The following is a 20,241-nucleotide window of genomic DNA, read 5'->3' as shown; positions in this document are numbered from 1 at the left end:
GGTGTCGTACCCGTCGGTGTCGTACCCGTGGGCGTCGTACCCGTCGGTGTCGTACCCGTCGGTGTCGTACCCGTCGGCGTCGTACCCGTCGGCGTCGTACCCGTCGGCGTCGTACCCGACGGCGTCGTACCACCCACCGTGTTGCCGCCGCCGACCGTGTTACCACTGCCCGCGATGACGGAGCCACCGATGGTGGAACCGATGATCTGGTTCAGGTTGTTGATTGTCTGATTGCTGACCTGGTTTATCACCGTCTGCGACAGACCGAGACTTCTCCCCGTGGCTTGCACCGCCGCCGCGCCCTGCGCCGCCGCCTCTTGCGGGGAGGCACCCCTGCTTCTCGCCGCTTGTGCCGCGTTCGCTCCGGCGGCCGCAGCAGCGGCTGCGCCTCCGGCCGAGTTCGCTGCTCCACCCCCGGCACAGGCCACAGGACCTATGGAGAAGCTGCCGGTGCCCGATACGGCGACCGGCCCTATACGACCGTCAGAAGAAGGGCGCAGCACCATCCCCCCTGGGGAGACGGTGAATGCCGCGTTGGGATCGAAGTTCTGGCCCGTCAAGGTATTTCCTGCTACCTGACACGTCGAGGCCGGGGCAGCGGATGCGGGAGCGACAGTGATCGCGGCCAGCCCCCCGACAAGCGCCACTGTCACGGCGGAACTCAGGACGATTTTTCCTCTCACGGCTTTCCCCTTTCGGGCACTGTGATTTCTTGCCTTTTCAGTCACGTGCCATCGTGAGCAGCGGGCCAGAACCACGGCGTGACTCCGGCGTGACGCTGACGTGGCGGCGGGACCGGCAGAAGCAACTCCGGGTGGAATCCCGGAGTTCCTCCTCATACAGCTTGCGCGTTCTCTTCGAGGATGTCGCACCGAGAGATTTACCGGATTCAACCAGTCATGACTGGGCAGTTGGGACAGGCGCCGTACGGCGGGACGCGACCCGGGAAACGTGGCGCAGTCGAGTGAGAGGACCGGCAGCAGACCGGGTCGAACGATACGATGGTCGTCGGCGCCCAGTACCAGTTCTACGAGAATCGTCCCCGTCGAGTCATAGCGCTGGGGCCGCTGAAGCCACAGCGTACTGACGGGACACTCCAGTTCACCCCGATCCTTTGGGCTGATGGACATGAAGAAGACAACCTTGCGGAACATCAGTGTCGCGGCGGCGGCTCCCTTCTTGGCGGCCGGAATCCTGGGCACATCGGCGACCAGCTCTGTTGCGTCACCACAGAATTCCCAGGTCGCGCCCTCGGCGCTCAAGTGCTACTCAGCCATTGACGATCCGAGCGAGATCGTTTGCTATCAGGTTTCACAGCGGGCTCTGAACACGGGGAGCGAGATCGTGTTCTTCCCCTTCCTCATCCAGGTGCCCACTCCTTCGAATCCCCCGGCGCCGGTCATCGTGAATACTCTGCCGCCGGATCTGCTTCCAGGGGATTCCTTCAACGGCACGGGACCGTAGCTCCGGCCGCCAACTGACCCACGGCGGGCCGAGAAGCGCCGTCGTGGCGCGCTCAGTGCCGCAGAGCCCGTCCCACCTCGGCCTTGACATCGCCGGACAGCTTGCGGTTGCTGCGGGCCGTGGCGTCCTTGGACGCCTTGGCAGCGACGCCGTCGACCGTCACCACCACCGTGTCGAGCAGATTGCCGCTCGCGTCACGGAAGTTGACCTGCACCGCGTACGACTTCGCGGAGTCGGAGCTGTTCTTCACGGTGACCTTCACGGTGGCGCGGCCGTCGCCGTCGGTGCTCGGCCTGCCCAGCCCGACGTCGCTCTTGGCGTTGACGCCGTTCTTGAAGCTGTTCAGCTTCTCGCCTGCGGCAGCCGTCGCCGAGGCCACGGCTTCGGCGCCCCGGGATGCCGCTGACGCGGCCTCGGACGCCGTGCTGGAAGCGCCGCCGCCGGAGCATGCCGCGGCCGCCGACATCACGGCCGTCGTCAGCAGTACGGTCCACAGGCCTCGCACGGCTTTCCTCGTCATCGTGCCTCCCGGCTCTCGCCACTCCCCCTTTGCTCCTCGCCTCAGTCAAAGGGGCGGCGGCGCGGGCCGCACGCCGTGTACGCCGTACGGGCGAGCGGAGGGCGGTGTCGATGCGCGACGCGGCACGGAGCGGACGAGTCCGGGGTATGAGCGGCCAGTGGCCGGGCGGCGTCCCACGTCTCCCCGGCCCACGGAAGCCGAGCCGGGTTGTTGCTGCCTGTACGTGGCCGTGTCCCCGGGCCACGGAGGGCTCGGGGACACGGTCGTGGGGTGCGTCGTGCGTCGGTCGTCAGCGGCCGTAGCGGATCAGGGCGCGGACCATGCGGCAGGTCGTGTCGGACGGAGGGTGGATGCCGATGCGCTCGGCGGTCGCGCTTATCCTGTCGTTGGTCGCGGTCGACGGGTAGTAGACGCCCGTGTCGAGCAGGGCGATCGCCAGGCGCATGGCCTTCAGGCGGCGGTTGTGGGAGATGTACCACTCGCGGGGCCGGCCCGCGGGAAGCGGCTTCTTCATCAGGGGTTTGTGGAGCGGCTCGGTCGTAACTGCGGCAACGGCCATGGGCAACCTCCTGGCATGGTCGTGGAACCCTCACCAACTGCCTTTATTTTACTGCCCGGCACTGACAATCGGCGCTGGCCAGAAGGGCTTTCGGACCGCCCCTCGCGTACCTTTGACCTCATGGAGATCTGGATCAATCCCGCCTGTTCCAAGTGCCGCAGTGCGGTGCAACTTCTCGATGCGGAGGGCGCCGAATACACCGTCCGCCGCTATCTGGAGGATGTGCCGTCACCGGACGAGATCCGGGCCGTGCTCGACCGGCTCGGGCTGGAGCCGTGGGACATCACGCGTACGCAGGAAGCCGATGCGAAGGAACTCGGGCTCAAGGAGTGGCCGCGTGAGGCCGGTTCGCGCGAGCGATGGATCTCGGCCCTCTCCGAGCACCCGAAGCTCATCCAGCGGCCGATCATCACCGCGGACGACGGGAGCGCCGTCGTCGCACGCACGGACGAGGCGGTACGCGACGCGCTGGAACGCTGAGCGTCCGCGGGCGGCCCGTGCGCCGACCCGTCACCCGATGAACTCCCCGATCCTGCGGTTCAGTTCGCCCGCCGTCGGTTCGTGCAGCGGCAGCGTGTGATGGGTCGCGCCGGGAATCGTCGCCGTCGTCACCCGCGGGAGCAGCCGGGCCGCCGCGGCGGCGACGCGGGCCGGGTCGTGGACCCGCGTGCGTTCGGCGAGCAGGATCAGGGTCGGTACGTCAAGCCCGCCCAGGGCCCCGGGCTCGGGGCGGGGCCCGGTGACCGGGCGGGCGGACGGGAAGCCCGTGGCCGCGTCGCGCAGCCGCAGCCAGACCGGGTCGAGCACGGCGCCGCCCGTCTCCCACTCCAGGAAGGCCCGCGCCCGCTTCACGCCGGGCCGGATCAGCATCGGCAGCGCGTGCAGCAGGTAACCGGGCCGGTAGCCGGCGAAGCACTGTGTCGGGTCCATGAGGACCAGTTCCGAGACACGGTGGGGCGCGTGCAGGGCGTAGTGGAGAGCGATCCAGGCCCCGTAGGAATGCCCGCCCAGTGCTGCGCGGTCGGCCCCCAGTGCGTCCAGCACCCCGTCGAGCCAGGCCGTCAGGTCCTGCACCGCACGGATCGGGCGCTCCCCCGCGACGCTGCGGCCCGGGTCGCCGATCAGGTCGACGGCATGGACGCGGTGGGTGCGGCCCAGGTGGGCGGCCTGGGCGTACCAGACGGTGGAGGTGTCTCCTCCCCCGGGCAGCAGCACCAGGGGCGGGGCGCCCGCGGGGCCGCAGCTGTTGACGCGGGTGGTGCCGTACGGGGTGGTGACCTGGGTGTGCGTCGTCCCGGCGGGCCAGTTGACGGCCAGGACCTCGTCGTACGCCCGGTGGAACGATGTGGGTACCGACGTGGATGTCATGGGTGCCTCCCCGGTCGTACTGCGCCCACTGCTTCTGCTGCTCCCGAATATTATCTCGCTCAGCGAGACAATAGAATCGGTGGAGCGGAAGGAGCGGAAGGAGCGCCGATGAGCGAGCAGGGTCCGGAACCGGGACCGGAACTGGAGATCGTGCATCTGCTGCGCAAGGTGACCGTCGAATTCGGGCTGCGTCAGGCCGAGTTCGCGGCTCTCCACCACATGCACAGCACCGATGTCCGCGCCCTGATCTGCCTGCTGGACGCCGGGCGGGCGGGGACCGACGCCACCGCCGGGTGGCTCGGCGCGCAGCTCGGGCTCAACTCGGCGGGTACCACCGCCGTCATCGACCGGCTGGAACGGCTCGGCCACCTCACCCGCACCCGTGATCCGCGCGACCGGCGGCGCGTACTGCTGGCGGTCGACGAGCGGGCGGTGGAGCTGGGGTGGGCGTTCTTCGGGCCCCTGATCGAGAACATCGTGGCGGTGCTGCGCGACTTCGACGAGCAGGAGACGGCCGCCGTCCGGCGCTTCCTGCTCGCCGCGCACCGGGCGGTCACCGCGATCCCCTGACCTCTGAGCACCTCGCACCCGTGGCCGGGGCCCGGCCGGAGTTCCGCCGGGCGCTGAGGCCGCGAGCGCGGCGGCGGAGCCGTTCGCCTACGCGCCCGTCTGCTTCTCCGCCTCCGCCAGCAGTTCCGTCAGGCGCAGCCCGAACCGTACGTCGCAGGGGTGCCGGTCCCCCATACGCACCGAATGGATCAGCGCGTCGACCGCTGCCCGGAACCCTCCGACCGGGTCGGACCACCGCGGCAGGGTGGCCGTTCCCTGTTCGCCCCTGAGCACGATCTCCGTGGCGGCCGCGCCCACGGGCGCGCCCAGTGCGAGCGTCACCGTGCTGGACGCGCCGGAGGAGTGGCGCAGGACCAGATGCGTGGTGTCGGACGGGCCGCGGGCCGCGGTCAGCCGGGCCACGTCGCCCAGCACCGGGATCAGGACCGACAGGACGTGCGGGCCGACGTCCCACAGGCCGCCCTTGTCGCGGCGCCACGGCGAGGCGGCGTACTCGTTCGTCTCACCCGGCGCGAACAGTGCCCCGATCCACTCGGCACGGGCGGTGAACCAGCCGTCCACGGCAGCCTGTTCGTCGATCCAGGCGGATGTCTCGGCCGCGAACCGCAGGGTGCAGAAGACGACGGAGGCGACCTTGGTCTGCTCGACGGCCCGGACGACCTCGCGGGCGCCCGCGACGGTGGTCGCGACCGGCTTGTCCAGCAGCAGATGACGGCCGGTGGCCGCGGCGCGGGCGGCGAGCGGGGCCTGGACGTCCGGCGGCAGGGCGAACGCGACGGCGTCGCTGGCGGCGAAGAGCCCGTCGATGCCCGCCTCACCGCTGTACGCCGTGGTGCCGTGCGCGGCGGCCAGCTCCTCCGCGGCCTCGGGGCGGCGGCCCCAGACACCGCTCAGTACGACGCCGGGATGGGCGGCGAGGGCGGGGGCCTGGGTGTTCCGGGCCCAGGGGCCCGTACCGACGAGGCCGATGCGCAGGGGGGTCGGGGGGAGTGTCGTCATGGGGCAAGTCTGCCGGGTCGGCCGGGCCCGGCCCGTATTGAGCTGGCGCGGGGCGCTGTCGATGGCTACGTTTGCGGGGCCGGCCGCGGGACTCCGGCCGCGACTTCCGGGACTTGCCTCTGAAGCAGTGATTTCGCTGTTCGCGCCCCCATTCCCCGGCCGGCGCCCCGCCTTCACGTACGGCGGGCGCCACTCCACGGGGGAATCCATGACCATCAGCACCGGGACCGACTCGGGCCTCGTCGCCGCCGAGGACGTACTGCTCTTCGTCAACGCCGCGATCACCTCGACCGGGCAGCGCGAGTTCCGCTCGACCGCGTATCAGCAGCAGCTCTCGCTGGAATTCCTCCATGAGTACGTACGGGTCAACTACCGCCGGGTGTATGCCGCCGCGCTCGCCCTGGACATCAACGACCACAACGCCGTGCTCATCGTCCGGGGCCTGCTGGAACACGCCGCCGACGCGGGCGCCGAGGAGAAGCGCACCGAGGGCCGGCTGATCGCCGCCCGGCTGGCGAGGCTGCCGCCGCAGCGCGTGTACCGGCTGTTCCGGGCGCTGCGCGCGGCCAGGGTGAACAACCGGCGCACCCGCGCGATCATGCGGGACTGGCTGGCCGCCCGGCCCGACCCCGCGCACGACGCGGTGAAGTACCGCTCCGGGCTGAAGACCGCCGCCCGCCATGTCCACCTCCGGTTCGGCGGGACCGGGGAGCCGGGTGGGACGGGGGACGAGACGGGGGACTTCCTGTTCCGGCCGGGGCACCGGACGAGCTACCGGCACGGGCTGCTCGACGCCTGGCGGCGCGCCCACTACGAGCAGGGGGCCGTCGAGGAGCTGCCGTTCACCGTCGCCGAGGGCTTCGCCGCCCGGCGCGGGATGAAACGCGAGGTGTTCCTGGAGCGGATGGCGCCGCGGATGACTCGGCTGGAGCGGCTGCGGACCCTGGGGCAGCGCGCGTCCGGAGACGACGCGCGGCCGCCCGCGGACGTGGACCTGACCGTGATGCCGCTGACCCGGCTCGCCCTGTACGTCCTGTCGCTCGGCTTCGAGGCGCGCAGTGCGCGCCGCGCGGAGCTCACCGATGCGCTGCGTACGGCGGCCCGTCGCGCGGCGGGCCCGCACGCCGGGGGCTGGGGCCGGGTCGCCGCCGTGCTGGACGACAGCTACTCGTCGTCCGGGTCGGGCGAGAAGCGGCGGCGCCCGCTCGCCGTCGCGCTGGCCTGCCACTTCCTGCTGGAGGCGCTGGCCGCGCCGGGCGCGTACTCCCCGCTGTGGACCTCGGGCCGTGCCGATCCGCTGCTGGTCAGGCCCTGGGGGCCGACTCCGCTCGGCATCCGCGTGCTGGACGCCCTGGACCTGACCCCCCACCGGCTGGTCATCGTCTCGGACGGCTGGGACAACGCGCCGCCCGGACTCGCCGGCGAGGTGCTGCGGGTCTGGCGGACCCGGCTCGACCCGGACCGGCGCACGGCGGTGGTGCATGTGAACCCCGTATACGACGCGGACGGTTTCGATGTGCGGCGCCTCGCGCCGAGCGTGCCCACGGCGGGCGTCCGGGACGCGGAGGACCTGCCGGCGCTGGTGGAGATCGCGGGGTTCGCCGAGGGACGCACCGGAGCGGCGGCGCTGTACGCCTATCTGGACCGGCAGGTGGCACGTTTCGTGAGCGACGACGGGGCAGGGGCGACTTCGTGAACAGGCTGGAACTGACCGGGCTGACCACCGGCCCCGCCCAGGTGTGGGGCGGCATCCGGCTGGTGCCGCTGGTGCGCGAACAGCCCGTCGGGGGACTGCGGCTGCACGAGGAGCTCTACTCGGATCACGGGCACGGCGTCGTGGACCTCGGGCCGCGCACGCACTACGCCTCGGTCGTCCCGCACGGCTTCGTCGCCGACTGGTCCGGCGAGGGCGAGCAGTCCGCCGCGTACGGTACGCAGCTCGGCGCCGCTGCGGACTCCACGGCGGGGAACCGGCCGGCGCCCCGGACCGCGCGGCTCCAGCGCCACCGCCACCACCGGATGGCGAAGCGCCGGCCGGGCGACCGGCTGCGTTTCCTGCCGCTGCACCTCGCCCTGGAGGGCTATCTCGCCCTGCACTTCGGCGGCCCCGCCGTCGCCTGGGAGGAGTGGTCGCGGCAGGCGCTGCGCGACGGGCTCTCGCCGCGCGCCGAGGACGCCTACCTGGGGTGGTCGGTGCGCGGGCTCGGTGACGCGCTGCGGGTCTTCGAGATCCATCCCGGCCAGTGCGGAGTGATGGTGTACGCGGCCGACGCGCTCGCCGCCGCGTTCGTGCTGCCGCACCCGGACGACTACCGGCTGCTGCACCCCTCGCTCGTCGAGGACCTGTACGGCGAGCTGATCCACCAGTACGCGCTGTACGGAGCTCCGGTACCGGATTTCGCGGCGCGGATACCCGACGGTCCCCAGCCATGGTCGCTCGCCGCTCTGCGGGCGGCGGCGCGGGAGTGCGAGCGGGAGTGGGCCGAGGCGCACGACACCCTGTTCGCGGGTGAACTGCTGGACAGCTCGTACGCCTTCGACCGGGTGTACCGGATGGGTCCGTTCACGCTCTGGCGGTTCCTGCCTCCGTTCCGTCCGGGCGGGGCGGGGCAGCACATCGGTGAGACGATCACCGACCACAAGGGGCAGGTCGCGTACCTGAAGACATTCCGGCTCTCCGAGGCCCAGATCAGGCGCGGCCATCTGCTGCACCGGCTCGCCGACGCGGACTGGCGGATCGCGGCGGCGGCCCGGGCGCTGGGCACCACGGAGGAGGAAGTGGTCCGCCGGATCCGCGCGGCCGGCTTCGATTCGCTCCTCAGGGCCCGCGCGTAACAGAGGAATCCTCGGTAACACGGGGTTCACATTCGGGCAACGGAAGGGAAATCACGCCCTGCGAAGCTGCGCTGCACAGCCCGGACCGCAAGACCGCAGCACCCGCAAAGGATGGCTTCCGTGACGTTCAAGGCCGAGTACATCTGGATCGACGGCACCGAGCCGACCGCCAAGCTCCGCTCCAAGACGAAGATCATGGCCGGGAGCCCCTCGCAGGACGTGGCGGAGCTGCCGATGTGGGGCTTCGACGGTTCGAGCACCAGCCAGGCCGAGGGCCGCGCCTCCGACCGCGTACTGAAGCCGGTCTTCAGCTGCCCGGACCCGATCCGCGGCGGCGACGACATCCTCGTGCTGTGCGAGGTCTTCGACATCGACATGACGCCGCACGCGTCCAACACCCGCGCCGAGCTGCGCCCGGTGGCCGAGCGGTTCGCGGGCCAGGAGCCGGTCTTCGGCATCGAGCAGGAGTACACCTTCTTCGACGGCCACCGGCCGCTCGGCTTCCCCGAGGGCGGCTTCCCGGCCGCGCAGGGCGGCTACTACTGCGGTATCGGCGCCGACGAGATCTTCGGCCGCGAGATCGTCGAGAAGCACCTCGACAACTGCCTGGCGGCGGGCCTCGGCATATCCGGCATCAACGCCGAGGTCATGCCCGGCCAGTGGGAGTTCCAGGTCGGCCCGCTGTCCCCGCTGGAGGTCTCCGACCAGCTGTGGGTCGCCCGCTGGCTGCTCTACCGCACCGCCGAGGACTTCGACGTCTCCGCGACCCTCGACCCGAAGCCGGTCAAGGGCGACTGGAACGGCGCGGGCGCGCACACCAACTTCTCCACCAAGGCGATGCGCGAAGGACCTGAGGGCTATGCCGCGATCATCACCGCGTGCGAGTCGCTGGGCGAGGGCTCCAAGCCGATGGACCACGTCAAGAACTACGGCGCGGGCATCGACGAGCGGCTGACCGGTCTGCACGAGACCGCCCCGTGGAACGAGTACAGCTACGGCGTCTCCGACCGTGGTGCCTCGGTCCGCATCCCGTGGCAGGTCGAGCGGGACCAGAAGGGCTACATCGAGGACCGCCGCCCGAACGCCAACGTCGACCCGTACGTCGTCACGCGACTGATCGTCGACACCTGCTGCGCCGCGCTGGAGAAGGCCGACCAGGTCTGATCCCGGTCCGCCGTCCGCACGAGGGGGCGCCCACCCGGCCGGGTGGGCGCCCCCTCGCCGTGGCATCACGCGGTGACCTCGCCCGCCTCCCCGGCCCGGGCCCGTTGTCAGTGGGCTGTGTCAGGGTCGACGCATGCTCGACATCAAGGTGGAGACCGAGAACTCCGAGACGCACACCCGCATTTCGGACCGGGCGCTGAGCGACCTGGTGCACCGGATCGGCATGAAGGGTGACCGTTTCCTGGTCGTTCAGCGCATACCCGATCTTCCCGGCACCTTCGTGCAGGTCTGGTACGACCACGGCGACCACTACCAGCTGGAGCGCCGCTCCGGTGGCCCCGCCACGCATTTCCTGGCCCGGATCGATACGCCGGAGCGGGTCGCCGGGCTGATGACCCGCTGGGCGCGCCAGGAGCCGGAGTGGGACGCGGGTGTGGAGTGGGAGAGCGCCGGGATGCCGGAGCCGGAGCCCGTGCCGGAGATCCCGGCGCGGATCCGGGCGCGGTTGGAGGAGCGGATACGGGTGCTGCTCCGCTGCGGGTACGGGACGGTCCAGGAGCTTTCCCGGGCGGCCGAGGACCACCTGGTGAAGGACGGCGTGCGTCCGGTGACGTACGCGCAGGCGTACCAGCTGGTGGAGCGGCTGTGGCTGGAGCGGGTCGAGGAGCAGCGGCAGTGGTCGGACGTGACCGACGCGGACCGGCTGACGCGGGCGTTCGCCCGGCTGGAGCAGGGCGGAATCACGGCGAGGGAGCATTTCACCTGCTGCCGGTCGTGCGGTCTCTCCGAGATCCGGCGCGCGGGGCGGGAGGATGCGCGCGGCTTCGTCTTCTTCTCTTCGCAGGGCACCGAGGCCGCCGCGTCGGGGCACGGCCTCGTGTTGTACTACGGCGGATTCGACGAGGCGGCGGACGATACCGCCGTGGTGGGCCGGGAGGTCGTCGAGGCGCTCGGCGATGCGGGGCTGACGGTGGAATGGCACGGTTCGCCGGGCGAGGCGATCGAGCTGACCGGCCTGGACTGGCGCAAGCGGCTGGTGGGTTGAGCCGGTCACGGGCCGCGGGCCGGCGCGGAAACCGGCCCGCCGGCCGCGGCTCCGTACGCGAGGCCCCGGTGAGGAGGGAAACGGGAAGGGTCCGTATCGACCGGTGGGAGAGGCCTGCTGCGGTGCGCGGTTCTCTGGTTCAATGGGGGCATGGTCGGCATCCACCAGCACACCGCGACAGGTCGCAGCGACCTCGAGCCGTTCTGGCCTTCCCGTCAGCACCATGACTTCGACCGGGTGTGTTGTCGCGCGTCGAACGCGCAGGCCCTCTAAAGCCGCTCACCCCGGCCTTCGGTCCGCGCACAAGCAAGTCCGTCCACCGACGACTCCTTCGCGCGAAAGAGCTGACCCTCATGGCGAACACCCGTACCTTCTCCGCCGCGGCCGCTGCCACCTCAGCGCCCTCGGCGTCCGCTGCGGCCACCACCCCCGCCCGTTCCCTCCCGCCCAACCGCCACCGGCTGCGTGCCGTCGACCCCGACGAGGTCATGCAGGCGGCCGACGTGGCGGATTTCCTGCCACCGGGTGCCACCTGGCTGCCCGCGCCCCAGCACACCGTTCCGGCACTGCCGGGCCGACCGCCGATGATCGGCTATCTGGTGCTCGTACCGGCCGACAAGCAGCCCGCCGTCACGGCGGCCGCGGCCGCCCGGTACGTGGTGTCGACACCGGTGGAGGAGCCGGCCGCCGGTCCGGTGCGCATCGACCCCGTACAGCGCACCGCCGCGGTGGACGGGAACACCCTCGACCTCACGTACCTGGAGTTCGAGCTGCTCGCCCATCTGGTCGCGCACCCGCACCGGGTGCACACCCGCGACCAGTTGGTGACCACGGTCTGGGGCTACGGGCATGTGGGCGACGGGCGCACCGTGGACGTCCACATCGCCCGGCTGCGCCGCAAGCTGGGCGCCGAGCACCGCAGTTCGATCCAGACGGTGCGGCGCGTCGGGTACAAGTACACGCCCTGACGCATCGCTGGGCACGGGGAGCGGTCCCGGTCCGGTGCGTACCGGACCGGGACCGCTCCGTGTGCCGGGCCGGCCCGGTCAGCCACGCCGCCCGGACGCAACCGGCTCCTGCTCCGGCTCCCCGTGCTCCAGGACCGGCAGCCGGGTCAGGGCGCGCGGGGTGCGCCAGTTCCGTTCGCCCAGCAGGGCCATCGCGGAGGGCAGCAGGACCATCCGTACGACCGTGGCGTCCAGCAGCACCGCGACGGCGAGACCGACACCCATCTGCTGCATGTCCTGCATCGACAGCGTCCCGAAGACCGCGAAGACCGCGACCATGATCACGGCCGCACCGGTCACCGCGCCCGCCGTCCGCCGGATGCCCTCGTCGATCGCGGCCCGGGTGGTCAGCCCCCGGTCGCGGGCCTCGCGGATCCGGGAGACCACGAACACGTGGTAGTCCATGGAGAGTCCGAACAGGACGACCAGGACGAAGAGCGGAATCCAGGCCTCGATCGCGCCGACCCCTTCCGAGCCGATCAGTGAAGCGCCCCAGCCGTGCTGGAAGACGGCGACCATCACTCCGTAGGCGGCGCCCACGGAGAGCAGGTTGAGCAGGATCGACGTCACGGCGATGACGTACGAGCGGAAGCAGAACAGCATCAGCAGGAAGGTCACCGCCGTGATGAAGGCGAAGACGGGGACGATGCCGCGCTTGAGCTGTTCGTTGAAGTCGACGGAGCCGGCGGTCTCCCCGGTCACGTACGTCTGGGCACCGGTGCCGTCGAACGCGGCGGGCAGCGTCTCCTCGCGGAGCCGGGAGAGCGAGGCCGTGCCTTCCGGGAGCGGAACCTCGATCTCCGCGATGTTCCGCGCCTTGTGGACGGTCACCTGGTCGAAGCCGTCGAGCGCCTTGCGCAGCGCGGGGGCCTCGATGTCGTCGGCCTCCACCACCACGTGCGCCGGATCGGGGCCGCCCGGGAAGCTCTCGCCGATCTGCCGGTAGGCGACCGAGAGCTGTGAGTGGGAGCCGAACTGCTTCTCCAGGCCCAGCTGTTCGGTCTTCATGCCGATGGCGGGCGCGGCCAGGGCGAGCAGTACGACGACCGAGGCGACCGCGAAGGTCTTCGGCCGCGACAGCACCGGCCGCAGCACCGTGCCGGCGATCCCTCCGCCGGTACGTGCGCGCCGGGCCCCTCGCCGGCCGAGGAAGGGCACCCGTCCCGCTTCGACCCGGTCGCCCAGCCAGGACAGCAGCGCGGGCAGCACCGTCACCGAGCCCAGCATGGCGACCAGGACCACGATGATGGTGGCGAGCGCGAAGCCCTTGAACAGCATCAGGCCGGACAGGAACATGCCTGCCATCGCGACCATCACCGTGAGCCCGGAGACCAGCACCGCCCGGCCGCTGGTCGCCGCCGCGATCCGCAGCGCCGTCGCCGCGTCGTGTCCCGCGGCCCGCTCGTCGCGCTCGCGCCGCAGATAGAACAGGCAGTAGTCGACGCCGACGGCGAAGCCCATCAGGAACATCACCGAGTAGGTGGTCTGGAACAGGTGCAGCTGGTGGCTGGCGAGCGACAGCAGCCCGAAGGCGGCCAGGCACGCGGTCAGCGCCAGCCCGACCGGGAGGAGTGCCGCGACCACGGCGCCGAAGGCGACCAGCAGAATGCCCAGGGCCAGGGGTACGGCGGTGAATTCGGCCTTCCTGAAGTCCTCGGAGAGCAGGTCACCGAGCCACTTCCCGGCGCTGGCCTCGCCGAACTGGTGGATGGTGACGTCGGGGTGGTCCGCCCGGACCCCGTCCACCGCGTCGAGCACGGGCTGCACCCGGTCCGGCGCCGTCGCCGCGTCCCCCTTCAGGTCGAAGGTGATCAGCGCGTCCTTGCCGTCCCCGGAGGGCACCGGCGCCGCCAGGTCCGCCACCTCGCCGGTCCTCCCGAGGGCGGCGGAGAGTTCGCGGGCGGCACCCTGCCAGTCGCCCGCCTTCGCGGCGGACACCATGACCAGCTCGCCGGCGGGCTGTCCGAGTCCGGCGTCGTCGAGGATCTGCTCGGCCCGCGCCGAGTCACCCGCACCGTTCTCCGATGCGGACATCTCCACCGGTCCGGCTGCTCCGCCGATGCCCGTGGCGAGCACGACGAAGAGCAGCCAGCCGAGAATGGCGGTCTTGCGGTGGTGCGCGCTCCACACACCGATGCGTGCCGCCAGGTTGCGCCTCATGGCGTGTTCGCCCCCAGAAGTCAGATGTAGCCGGAAGTGGCGCGGCGCCGGACGCGCCGCCGAATGGACGCTGATGAATCTAGGAACGCGGCGCCGGCCGTCCCAGCCGCCGGGGCCCCCTTCCCCGGAGCCGTAGGGCGAGGCCGGCGGGGTGGTGCTGGGTACACCCCGCCCGGGTGGTGAAACCGCTGACGCCCGAGGTCACCACCGGGTGACACTGTCTGCGGAGCGGGTCCGTCAGGAGGGCCCGGCAAGGGGGGACGGACCGGGATGAGCGCGAACAAGGGACGGGTACGCGGCGCGGTGCTGGCCGCCGGGCGCGCAATCGTGGTGTCGGTCGCGTGCCTGGCCGGTTCGATCACGCTCTTCGTGTGCGTCGTGCTCTCGCTCGTCCTCGTCCCGCTGGGCGTCGGCCTGTTGACCACCCCCTACGTACTGGAGCTGGTCCGCAGGCACGCCAACCGGCGTCGGCTCCTCGCGGTCACCTGGTCCGACGTCCGCATACCGGTCCCGTACCGCTCCTTGCCGAAGGATGCGCCTACCGGGTTCAGCGGGCAGGCGAGGCGGACCGCGCTGATGCTGAAGGACCCGGCGACCTGGCGCGACATCCAGTGGCTGCTGATCGACATGACGGCCGGCTATGTGGTGGCGACCCTGGCCGCCGGGCTGCTCATCTATCCGCTGGAGGGCTTCGTGCTGGCGGCCGGGCTGTGGCGGGTCTTCACCGACAACCGCTACTGGTACGGCTTCGTCCCGGTCGACAGCCAGGCCACCGGCCTGGCCGCCGCCGCGCTCGGTGCGGCGTTGTTCGCGACCGGAGTACTGCTCAGCGAACGGCTGCTGCGGCTGCACTTCGTGATCGCCCGCACGATGCTGGCCCCCACCCAGGAGGAGGAGCTGGTCCGGCGCATCGACCGGCTGACCGAGACCCGGCACGAGGCCGTGGACACCGCCGCCTCCGAACTGCGGCGCATCGAGCGGGATCTGCACGACGGTGCGCAGGCCCGGCTGGTCGCGATGGGCATGAGTCTGGGCACGGTGGAGGCGCTGATCGAGAAGGACCCGGCGCAGGCGAAGAAGCTCCTGGCCATGGCCCGGGAATCGTCGGCCGAGGCGCTCAGCGAGCTGCGTGACCTGGTCCGGGGCATTCACCCGCCGGTCCTCGCCGAGCGCGGACTCGCGGACGCGGTCCGGGCGTTGGCGCTGCGGCTGCCCTTCGAGTCGGAGGTGGCGGCGGAGCTGGACGGCCGCATGGACGCCGCGGTCGAGTCGGCGGCGTACTTCGCGGTGAGCGAGACGCTGACGAACGCCGCCAAGCATTCGGGGGCGGACCGGGTCCGGGTGGACATCCGCCACGAGGACTCCACGCTGCGGGTCTGCGTCACCGACAACGGCAGGGGCGGTGCGACGGTCGGCGGCGGCTCCGGGCTGAGCGGAATCGAACGCCGACTCGGTACATTCGACGGCATCATGGCCGTCAGCAGCCCCGCGGGCGGTCCCACCATGGTGACCATGGAGATCCCTTGCGAGTTGTCCTAGCCGAAGATCTCTTCCTGCTGCGCGACGGCCTGGTCCGTCTGTTGGAGGCGTACGACTTCGAGATCGCGGCAGCCGTCGAGAGCGGGCCCGAACTGGCCCGCGCCTTCGCCGAGTCGGAGCCGGACGTCGCGATCGTCGATGTCCGGCTTCCGCCGTCCCACACGGACGAGGGCCTGCAGTGCGCGCTGGCGGCCCGGCGGGCGAAGCCGGGGCTGCCGGTGCTGGTGCTCTCGCAGCACGTGGAGCAGTTGTACGCGCGCGAGCTGCTGGCGGACGGCAACGGGGGCATCGGCTATCTGCTCAAGGACCGGGTCTTCGACGCCGAGCAGTTCGTCGACGCGGTGCGCAGGGTCGCGGCGGGCGGCACCGCGATGGACCCGCAGGTGATCTCGCAGTTGCTGTCCCGGCGGTCGCAGGACAGGCCGATGGCCATGCTCACCCCACGTGAGCTGGAGGTCATGGAGTTGATGGCCCAGGGCCGTTCGAACGCGGCGATCGCCTCGCAGATGGTGATCACGGAGCGGGCGGTGGCCAAGCACACCTCGAACATCTTCGGGAAGCTGTCCCTGCCGCCGTCCGACGACGACAACCGCCGCGTCCTCGCGGTGCTCGCCTACCTGGACCGGGGCTGAGCCGGGGCTGAGCCGGTGCTGAGCCGGGTGCGGCCGCGCGCCCCGGTGACGGGATCGCGCGGCCACGGGGTCATGGCATGGTGCTCAGATGCCGCGCCGTCGCCCCCCGGATGCGGCGTGGCCCGGGACTCCAGCACCTTCACCCGCACCGAGGTGGCGGTGACGGGCGCGGCCAGGGACAGGATGCGGCGGTGGCCGATGGTCGTGCCCTCGGCGACCGCTGCCCGCTCCCGCCCGACGGCCGGGCGCCCGGCCGTGCCCCGCGGTGACGGCCGAACGGCTGGATCGGCACAAACCGCCGAACGCCCCATTGCCCGCCCCCTCACCCGTCATTAACGTGCGCACCGCACACGCCTGTTGTCGCATGCACCACCATGAACAACACCGAGGAGTGCGGATCATGACGGAAGCCTCCCTGCCCTTCAGCTCCTCACCACTGACGAGACGTACGCTGCTGGGCACCGCCGGAGCCGTCGGTGCCGCCGCCGCGCTCGGGGCCGCCGCCCCCGCGCACGCCGCCCCCGCTCCGGCCGCACCGGCCCGGGACCTGGCGCCCGCGCACGAGGCGCTCGGCCGTCTGCTGCCCGACCACGCCGGTCAGTTCCGGCTCCGCGCCCTCCCCCGGGCCGACGGCGCGCAGGACCGCTTCCGGGTCACCGGCACCACCGGGCGGATCGAGATCGCCGCCACCACACCGGCCGCCGCCCTGACGGGAGCGCACTGGTACCTCAAGTACACCTGCGACGCCGTGATCTCGTGGTCCGGCAGCCGCACCGCGCTGCCCCGTCGGCTGCCCGCTCCCCGTACCCCCGTCGAGCGCTCCGCGACCGTCGCCCACCGGTTCGCCCTCAACGACACCCACGACGGCTACACCGCCCCGTACGCCGACTGGCCGCGCTGGGAACGGCTGCTCGACGTCCTGGCCCTGCACGGCTGCAACGAAGTGCTGGTCACCGCCGGGCAGGAGGCCGTCTACCACCGGCTGCTCCAGGACTTCGGCTACAGCGACGCCGAGGCCCGCGCCTGGCTGCCCGCCCCCTCCCACCAGCCGTGGTGGCTGCTCCAGAACATGAGCGGATACGGCGGCCCGCTCGGTCCCGGGCTGATCGGGCGGCGCGCGGAGCTGGGCCGGCGCATCGCCTACCGGATGCGCGAGCTGGGCATGGCACCGGTGCTCCCCGGCTACTTCGGCACGGTCCCGGACGGTTTCACGGACCGCAATCCGGGGGCCCGGGTCGTCCCGCAGGGCACCTGGAACGGGCTGCGCCGGCCCGACTGGCTCGACCCGCGCACGCCCGTCTTCGCCGAGGTGGCCGCCGCCTTCTACCGGCACCAGGAGGCACTCTTCGGTCCGGCGGAACACTTCAAAATGGATCTGCTGCACGAGGGCGGCAGCGCCGGTGACGTCCCGGTGCCGGACGCCGCCCGCGCCGTCGAGTCGGCCCTGCACACCGCGCACCCCGGTGCGACATGGGTGATCCTCGGCTGGCAGGCCAATCCCCGGCCGGCGCTGCTGGAGGCGATCGACACCGGCCGGATCCTGATCGTCGACGGCCTCTCCGACCTGGACACGGTCACCGACCGGGAGAAGGACTGGGGCGGAGCACCGTACGCCTTCGGCACCATCCCGAACTTCGGCGGCCGTACGACGATCGGCGCCAACACCGACCGCTGGACGGAGAAGTTCACGGCCTGGCGCGACAGGCCCGGCAGCGCCCTGGCCGGCACCGCGTACATGCCGGAGGCGGCCGAGCGCGACCCGGCGGCGTTCGAGCTGTTCAGCGAGCTGGCCTGGCGGGCCGAGAAGGTCGACCGGGAAGCATGGTTCCGGGCGTACCCGAAGTTCCGATATGGCGGCCGTGACCGCTCGGCGGAGGCGGCCTTCGCCGCGCTGGCCGCCACGGCGTACCGGCTGACGAGCACCGACGGCCGCCCCGTCGACTCGCTCTTCTCGCGTCGCCCCGGCATCACCGCGTCCGTCAGCACCGCCTTCGACCCGGCCGGTCTGGACCGGGCCTTCGCGGCGCTCCTCGACGTGCACCCGTCCCTGCGCGACTCGGACACCTACCGCTACGACCTCACCGATCTGGCCCGGCAGGCGCTCGCCGACCGCTCCCGGATCCTGCTGCCGCAACTGCGGGCCGCCCAGTCCGACAAGGACGTGGACCGGTTCCGCGTGCTCGCCGCTCTCTGGCTGAAGCTGATGTGGCTGACGGACGCGGTGTCGGGCTGCCACCGGGCCTTTCTGCTGGGGCCGTGGCTGGAGGACGCCAAACGGCTGGCGACCAGCCCGGCGGAGGCGGTGCGGCTGGAGTGGACGGCCCGCACCCTGATCACCACCTGGGCGGACCGGACGGCCGCCGACAACCTCAGCAACTACGCCAACCGCGACTGGCAGGGGCTGATGGGCGAGGTCCATCTCCCGCAGTGGCAGGCGTACCTGGACGAGCTGACCGACGCGCTCACGGAGGGCAGGGCCGCGAAGCCGTTCGACTGGTACCCGGGCGAGGAGGAGTGGACCCGCCGCACCGACAGCCATCCGCTGCGGGCGACGGGCGATGCCCACCGCACGGCGCGACGGGTCTTCGATACCCTGTCCACCGCCCCTTACCAGGGCGCCGTCACTCTCTCGGCCGATCCGGCGGCGTTCACACCCGGCAGTACCGGAACGGTGACCGCTGCCCTCCGCAATCTGAACGGCCTGCGATCCACCGGCCGGGTCGATTTCACGCTCACCGGCCTCGACGCCACCGCGACGGGCGGCACCTTCCTCGACGAGGTCGCGGCCGGCGGTTCCGGCACGGTGGACTGGCGGGTCACGGCCCCGCCCGGGCCGCTGACCGCGCCACTGGTGCCGATGCCGTACGAGCTGAGCACCGCGTACGGGCCGCGCGGCGCGGACCGGGTGACCGATCTGCGGCGCGGCGCAGTGTATATGGCGGCGCCGCTGGAGCCCGGCTGGCGCACGTACACGGCGAACGCGGCGATCTTCGGCCAGTTGGACGGGCGGTTCGCAATCAACGGGGCGGGCCAGGACCTGTGGAAGGGCACCAGCCAGTTCGGCACCGCGTACCGGGAGGGGGCGTGGGCCGACGGGGCAGAGGTGACCGTGCGGGTCGACACGCAGGAGAACACCGGGGGCTGGGCGCGTGCCGGGATCGTGGTGCGCAACGCCCTCGCGACGCCGGGCTCCGCCGGGTTCCTGAATCTGGCGGTGACACCGTCCAACGGTGTGGTGCTCTCGTACGACACGAACGGCGACGGCACCCTGGACGCCTACCGGCGGATCACCGGGGTCAAGGCCCCGGTGCTGCTCCGGCTGACCCGGGCCGGGGACGGGTGCACGGCTTCCTGCTACTCCGACAGCGGGGCGAGCTGGCGGACGGTGGGCACGGCCGCCGTCCCGGGAACGGCGACCGCCCAGGACGTGGGGATCTTCATGAGCGCGACGAACGGCGGGAGCGAGCTGCGCGGCACGGTCGAGTTCAGCGGCTGGCAACTGCGCTGAGGCCGCCCTGTTGCACCGCGTGATCACCATCTGGACGCACGCCGGACGGCGCGGCGCGTCGGCTACGAGTACGCCCCCCTGAGGACTGTTACCGTACGCAGCCGGCCAAGCACACCGCTCGGCCGGAATCATGCCCTCAGCTGCGTATATCGGGCCGCCGCGGGGTGGCCGCAGCCGGCTCGGCCGCCGCTCGCCACTCCCCGGTGAGATCGCATGCCTCCAGGATCTCCTGGATCTTCCCGCTGCTCTTCACACCGGCCGGTTTCGACGACCGGTATCGGATCAGGTCCCGGGGAACACAGCCGTCCTTGAGGAAGCCCTCGGCCGGCCATGGCTGGGGCGCCTGTAGCCGCCTGCGGGAAGCAGCCGCCGACTGCCGCCGGCTGGGTGCGGTCACGCCGACGTCACGCCGCGGTGACGCCCAGCCCCGACGATGGCTGGTGCAGGCAAGGGCAAAACCCGCCTACACACGCAAGGAATCCACCATGATGAGAAGCATTCGGCAAGGAATTCCCCGCCTGATCGGCGTGTCGAGCTTGGTCGCGGCGCTCGCCGGCGGTGTTGGTGCGACAAGCGCCACAGCAGCGCCCCAGGCCCCGTCCGCAATCATCTGCAGTCAGTCCATCCCCCCGGTCTGCATCGACACCGGCACCGGCAACGTCCTCCAGCAGGGCGCACAGACCGGGGGCACCGGCAACGTGCTCCAGCAAGGCGCACAGACCGGACCTGGCAGTGGCAATGTCCTCCAGCAGGGTGCCCAGACCGGACGAGGCGCCGGCAACGTCCTCCAACAGGGCGCACAGACCGGACGAGGCGCCGGCAACGTCCTCCAGCAAGGCGCACAGACCGGACGAGGCGCCGGCAACGTCCT

The 20,241-nt window shown here is 71.7% G+C and carries 17 protein-coding genes and 1 pseudogene; 13 read left to right on the top strand and 5 right to left on the bottom strand.

What is annotated here, in order from left to right; genetic code table 11:
• Both IE107_RS33475 and IE107_RS33470 read left to right on the top strand, forming a co-directional pair.
• Positions 1-231: hypothetical protein (locus tag IE107_RS33475; protein WP_189548116.1), on the top strand; the 231-nt coding region annotated here is incomplete at its 5' end.
• Between the two features lie 891 nt (positions 232-1,122).
• Positions 1,123-1,464, top strand: a complete 342-nt coding sequence (locus tag IE107_RS33470) for a hypothetical protein (RefSeq protein ID WP_229867455.1) — start codon at positions 1,123-1,125, stop codon at positions 1,462-1,464.
• 52 nt (positions 1,465-1,516) lie between these two features.
• On the opposite strand, the gene IE107_RS33465 is transcribed toward IE107_RS33470, so the two are convergent.
• Both IE107_RS33465 and IE107_RS33460 read right to left on the bottom strand, forming a co-directional pair.
• On the bottom strand, positions 1,517-1,984 hold the full coding sequence (locus tag IE107_RS33465; protein WP_229867454.1) for an FxLYD domain-containing protein: 468 nt from the start codon (positions 1,982-1,984) through the stop codon (positions 1,517-1,519).
• A gap of 289 nt (positions 1,985-2,273) precedes the next feature.
• A complete protein-coding gene (locus IE107_RS33460; protein ID WP_189548114.1) occupies positions 2,274-2,543 on the bottom strand; it encodes a hypothetical protein in 270 nt (89 codons plus the stop codon).
• A 120-nt stretch (positions 2,544-2,663) separates the two neighbouring features.
• Between IE107_RS33460 and IE107_RS33455 the strand changes: the two genes are divergently transcribed.
• A complete protein-coding gene (locus IE107_RS33455) occupies positions 2,664-3,023 on the top strand; it encodes an arsenate reductase family protein (protein WP_189548113.1) in 360 nt (119 codons plus the stop codon).
• 30 nt (positions 3,024-3,053) lie between these two features.
• Here the strand turns inward: IE107_RS33455 and IE107_RS33450 are convergent, their stop codons facing one another.
• Positions 3,054-3,911 carry an alpha/beta fold hydrolase gene (locus IE107_RS33450; protein ID WP_189548112.1) on the bottom strand — a complete coding sequence of 286 codons (858 nt, stop codon included), beginning with the start codon at positions 3,909-3,911 and terminating at the stop codon, positions 3,054-3,056.
• 108 nt (positions 3,912-4,019) lie between these two features.
• Here IE107_RS33450 and IE107_RS33445 point away from each other — a divergent pair, with 108 nt between their 5' ends.
• Complete coding sequence (locus IE107_RS33445; protein ID WP_189548111.1) at positions 4,020-4,481, top strand: MarR family transcriptional regulator; 462 nt, start codon at positions 4,020-4,022, stop codon at positions 4,479-4,481.
• An 87-nt stretch (positions 4,482-4,568) separates the two neighbouring features.
• On the opposite strand, the gene IE107_RS33440 is transcribed toward IE107_RS33445, so the two are convergent.
• Positions 4,569-5,480, bottom strand: a complete 912-nt coding sequence (locus IE107_RS33440; RefSeq protein WP_189548110.1) for a Gfo/Idh/MocA family protein — start codon at positions 5,478-5,480, stop codon at positions 4,569-4,571.
• Between the two features lie 208 nt (positions 5,481-5,688).
• On the opposite strand from IE107_RS33440, the gene IE107_RS33435 reads away from it, so the two are divergent.
• The 5 genes from IE107_RS33435 to IE107_RS33415 all read left to right on the top strand — a co-directional run bounded on the left by IE107_RS33435 (position 5,689) and on the right by IE107_RS33415 (position 11,492).
• Positions 5,689-7,176 (top strand): hypothetical protein, encoded by a 1,488-nt coding sequence (locus tag IE107_RS33435; protein WP_189548109.1) that lies wholly within the window; start codon positions 5,689-5,691, stop codon positions 7,174-7,176.
• A complete protein-coding gene (locus tag IE107_RS33430; protein ID WP_189548108.1) occupies positions 7,173-8,315 on the top strand; it encodes an ARPP-2 domain-containing protein in 1,143 nt (380 codons plus the stop codon). The genes IE107_RS33435 and IE107_RS33430 overlap by 4 nt, the downstream gene beginning before the upstream one ends.
• Positions 8,316-8,435: 120 nt before the next feature.
• Positions 8,436-9,479: a glutamine synthetase gene (gene glnII, locus IE107_RS33425; RefSeq protein ID WP_189548107.1), complete on the top strand. Its 1,044-nt coding sequence runs from the start codon at positions 8,436-8,438 to the stop codon at positions 9,477-9,479.
• Between the two features lie 133 nt (positions 9,480-9,612).
• A complete protein-coding gene (locus tag IE107_RS33420) occupies positions 9,613-10,524 on the top strand; it encodes a DUF6891 domain-containing protein (RefSeq protein ID WP_189548106.1) in 912 nt (303 codons plus the stop codon).
• Between the two features lie 353 nt (positions 10,525-10,877).
• Positions 10,878-11,492 carry a winged helix-turn-helix domain-containing protein gene (locus tag IE107_RS33415; RefSeq protein WP_189548105.1) on the top strand — a complete coding sequence of 205 codons (615 nt, stop codon included), beginning with the start codon at positions 10,878-10,880 and terminating at the stop codon, positions 11,490-11,492.
• A 78-nt stretch (positions 11,493-11,570) separates the two neighbouring features.
• Here the strand turns inward: IE107_RS33415 and IE107_RS33410 are convergent, their stop codons facing one another.
• Positions 11,571-13,691, bottom strand: coding sequence for an MMPL family transporter (locus IE107_RS33410; RefSeq protein WP_189548104.1), 2,121 nt, complete (start codon positions 13,689-13,691; stop codon positions 11,571-11,573).
• Positions 13,692-13,961: 270 nt separating this feature from the next.
• Here IE107_RS33410 and IE107_RS33405 point away from each other — a divergent pair, with 270 nt between their 5' ends.
• The 4 genes and pseudogenes from IE107_RS33405 to IE107_RS35555 all read left to right on the top strand — a co-directional run.
• Positions 13,962-15,230, top strand: a complete 1,269-nt coding sequence (locus IE107_RS33405) for a sensor histidine kinase (protein WP_189548103.1) — start codon at positions 13,962-13,964, stop codon at positions 15,228-15,230.
• Positions 15,215-15,862 (top strand): LuxR C-terminal-related transcriptional regulator, encoded by a 648-nt coding sequence (locus IE107_RS33400; RefSeq protein ID WP_189548102.1) that lies wholly within the window; start codon positions 15,215-15,217, stop codon positions 15,860-15,862. The genes IE107_RS33405 and IE107_RS33400 overlap by 16 nt, the downstream gene beginning before the upstream one ends.
• Before the next feature lie 400 nt (positions 15,863-16,262).
• On the top strand, positions 16,263-19,370 hold the full coding sequence (locus IE107_RS33395) for an alpha-N-acetylglucosaminidase (RefSeq protein ID WP_189548101.1): 3,108 nt from the start codon (positions 16,263-16,265) through the stop codon (positions 19,368-19,370).
• Positions 19,371-19,855: 485 nt separating this feature from the next.
• Positions 19,856-20,241 (top strand): annotated as a pseudogene (locus IE107_RS35555) (hypothetical protein); the annotation flags it as partial.

Source organism: Streptomyces gelaticus, from assembly GCF_014649535.1.
Lineage (GTDB): Bacteria > Actinomycetota > Actinomycetes > Streptomycetales > Streptomycetaceae > Streptomyces > Streptomyces gelaticus.
This window is presented reverse-complemented; position numbering and strand designations above follow the sequence as displayed.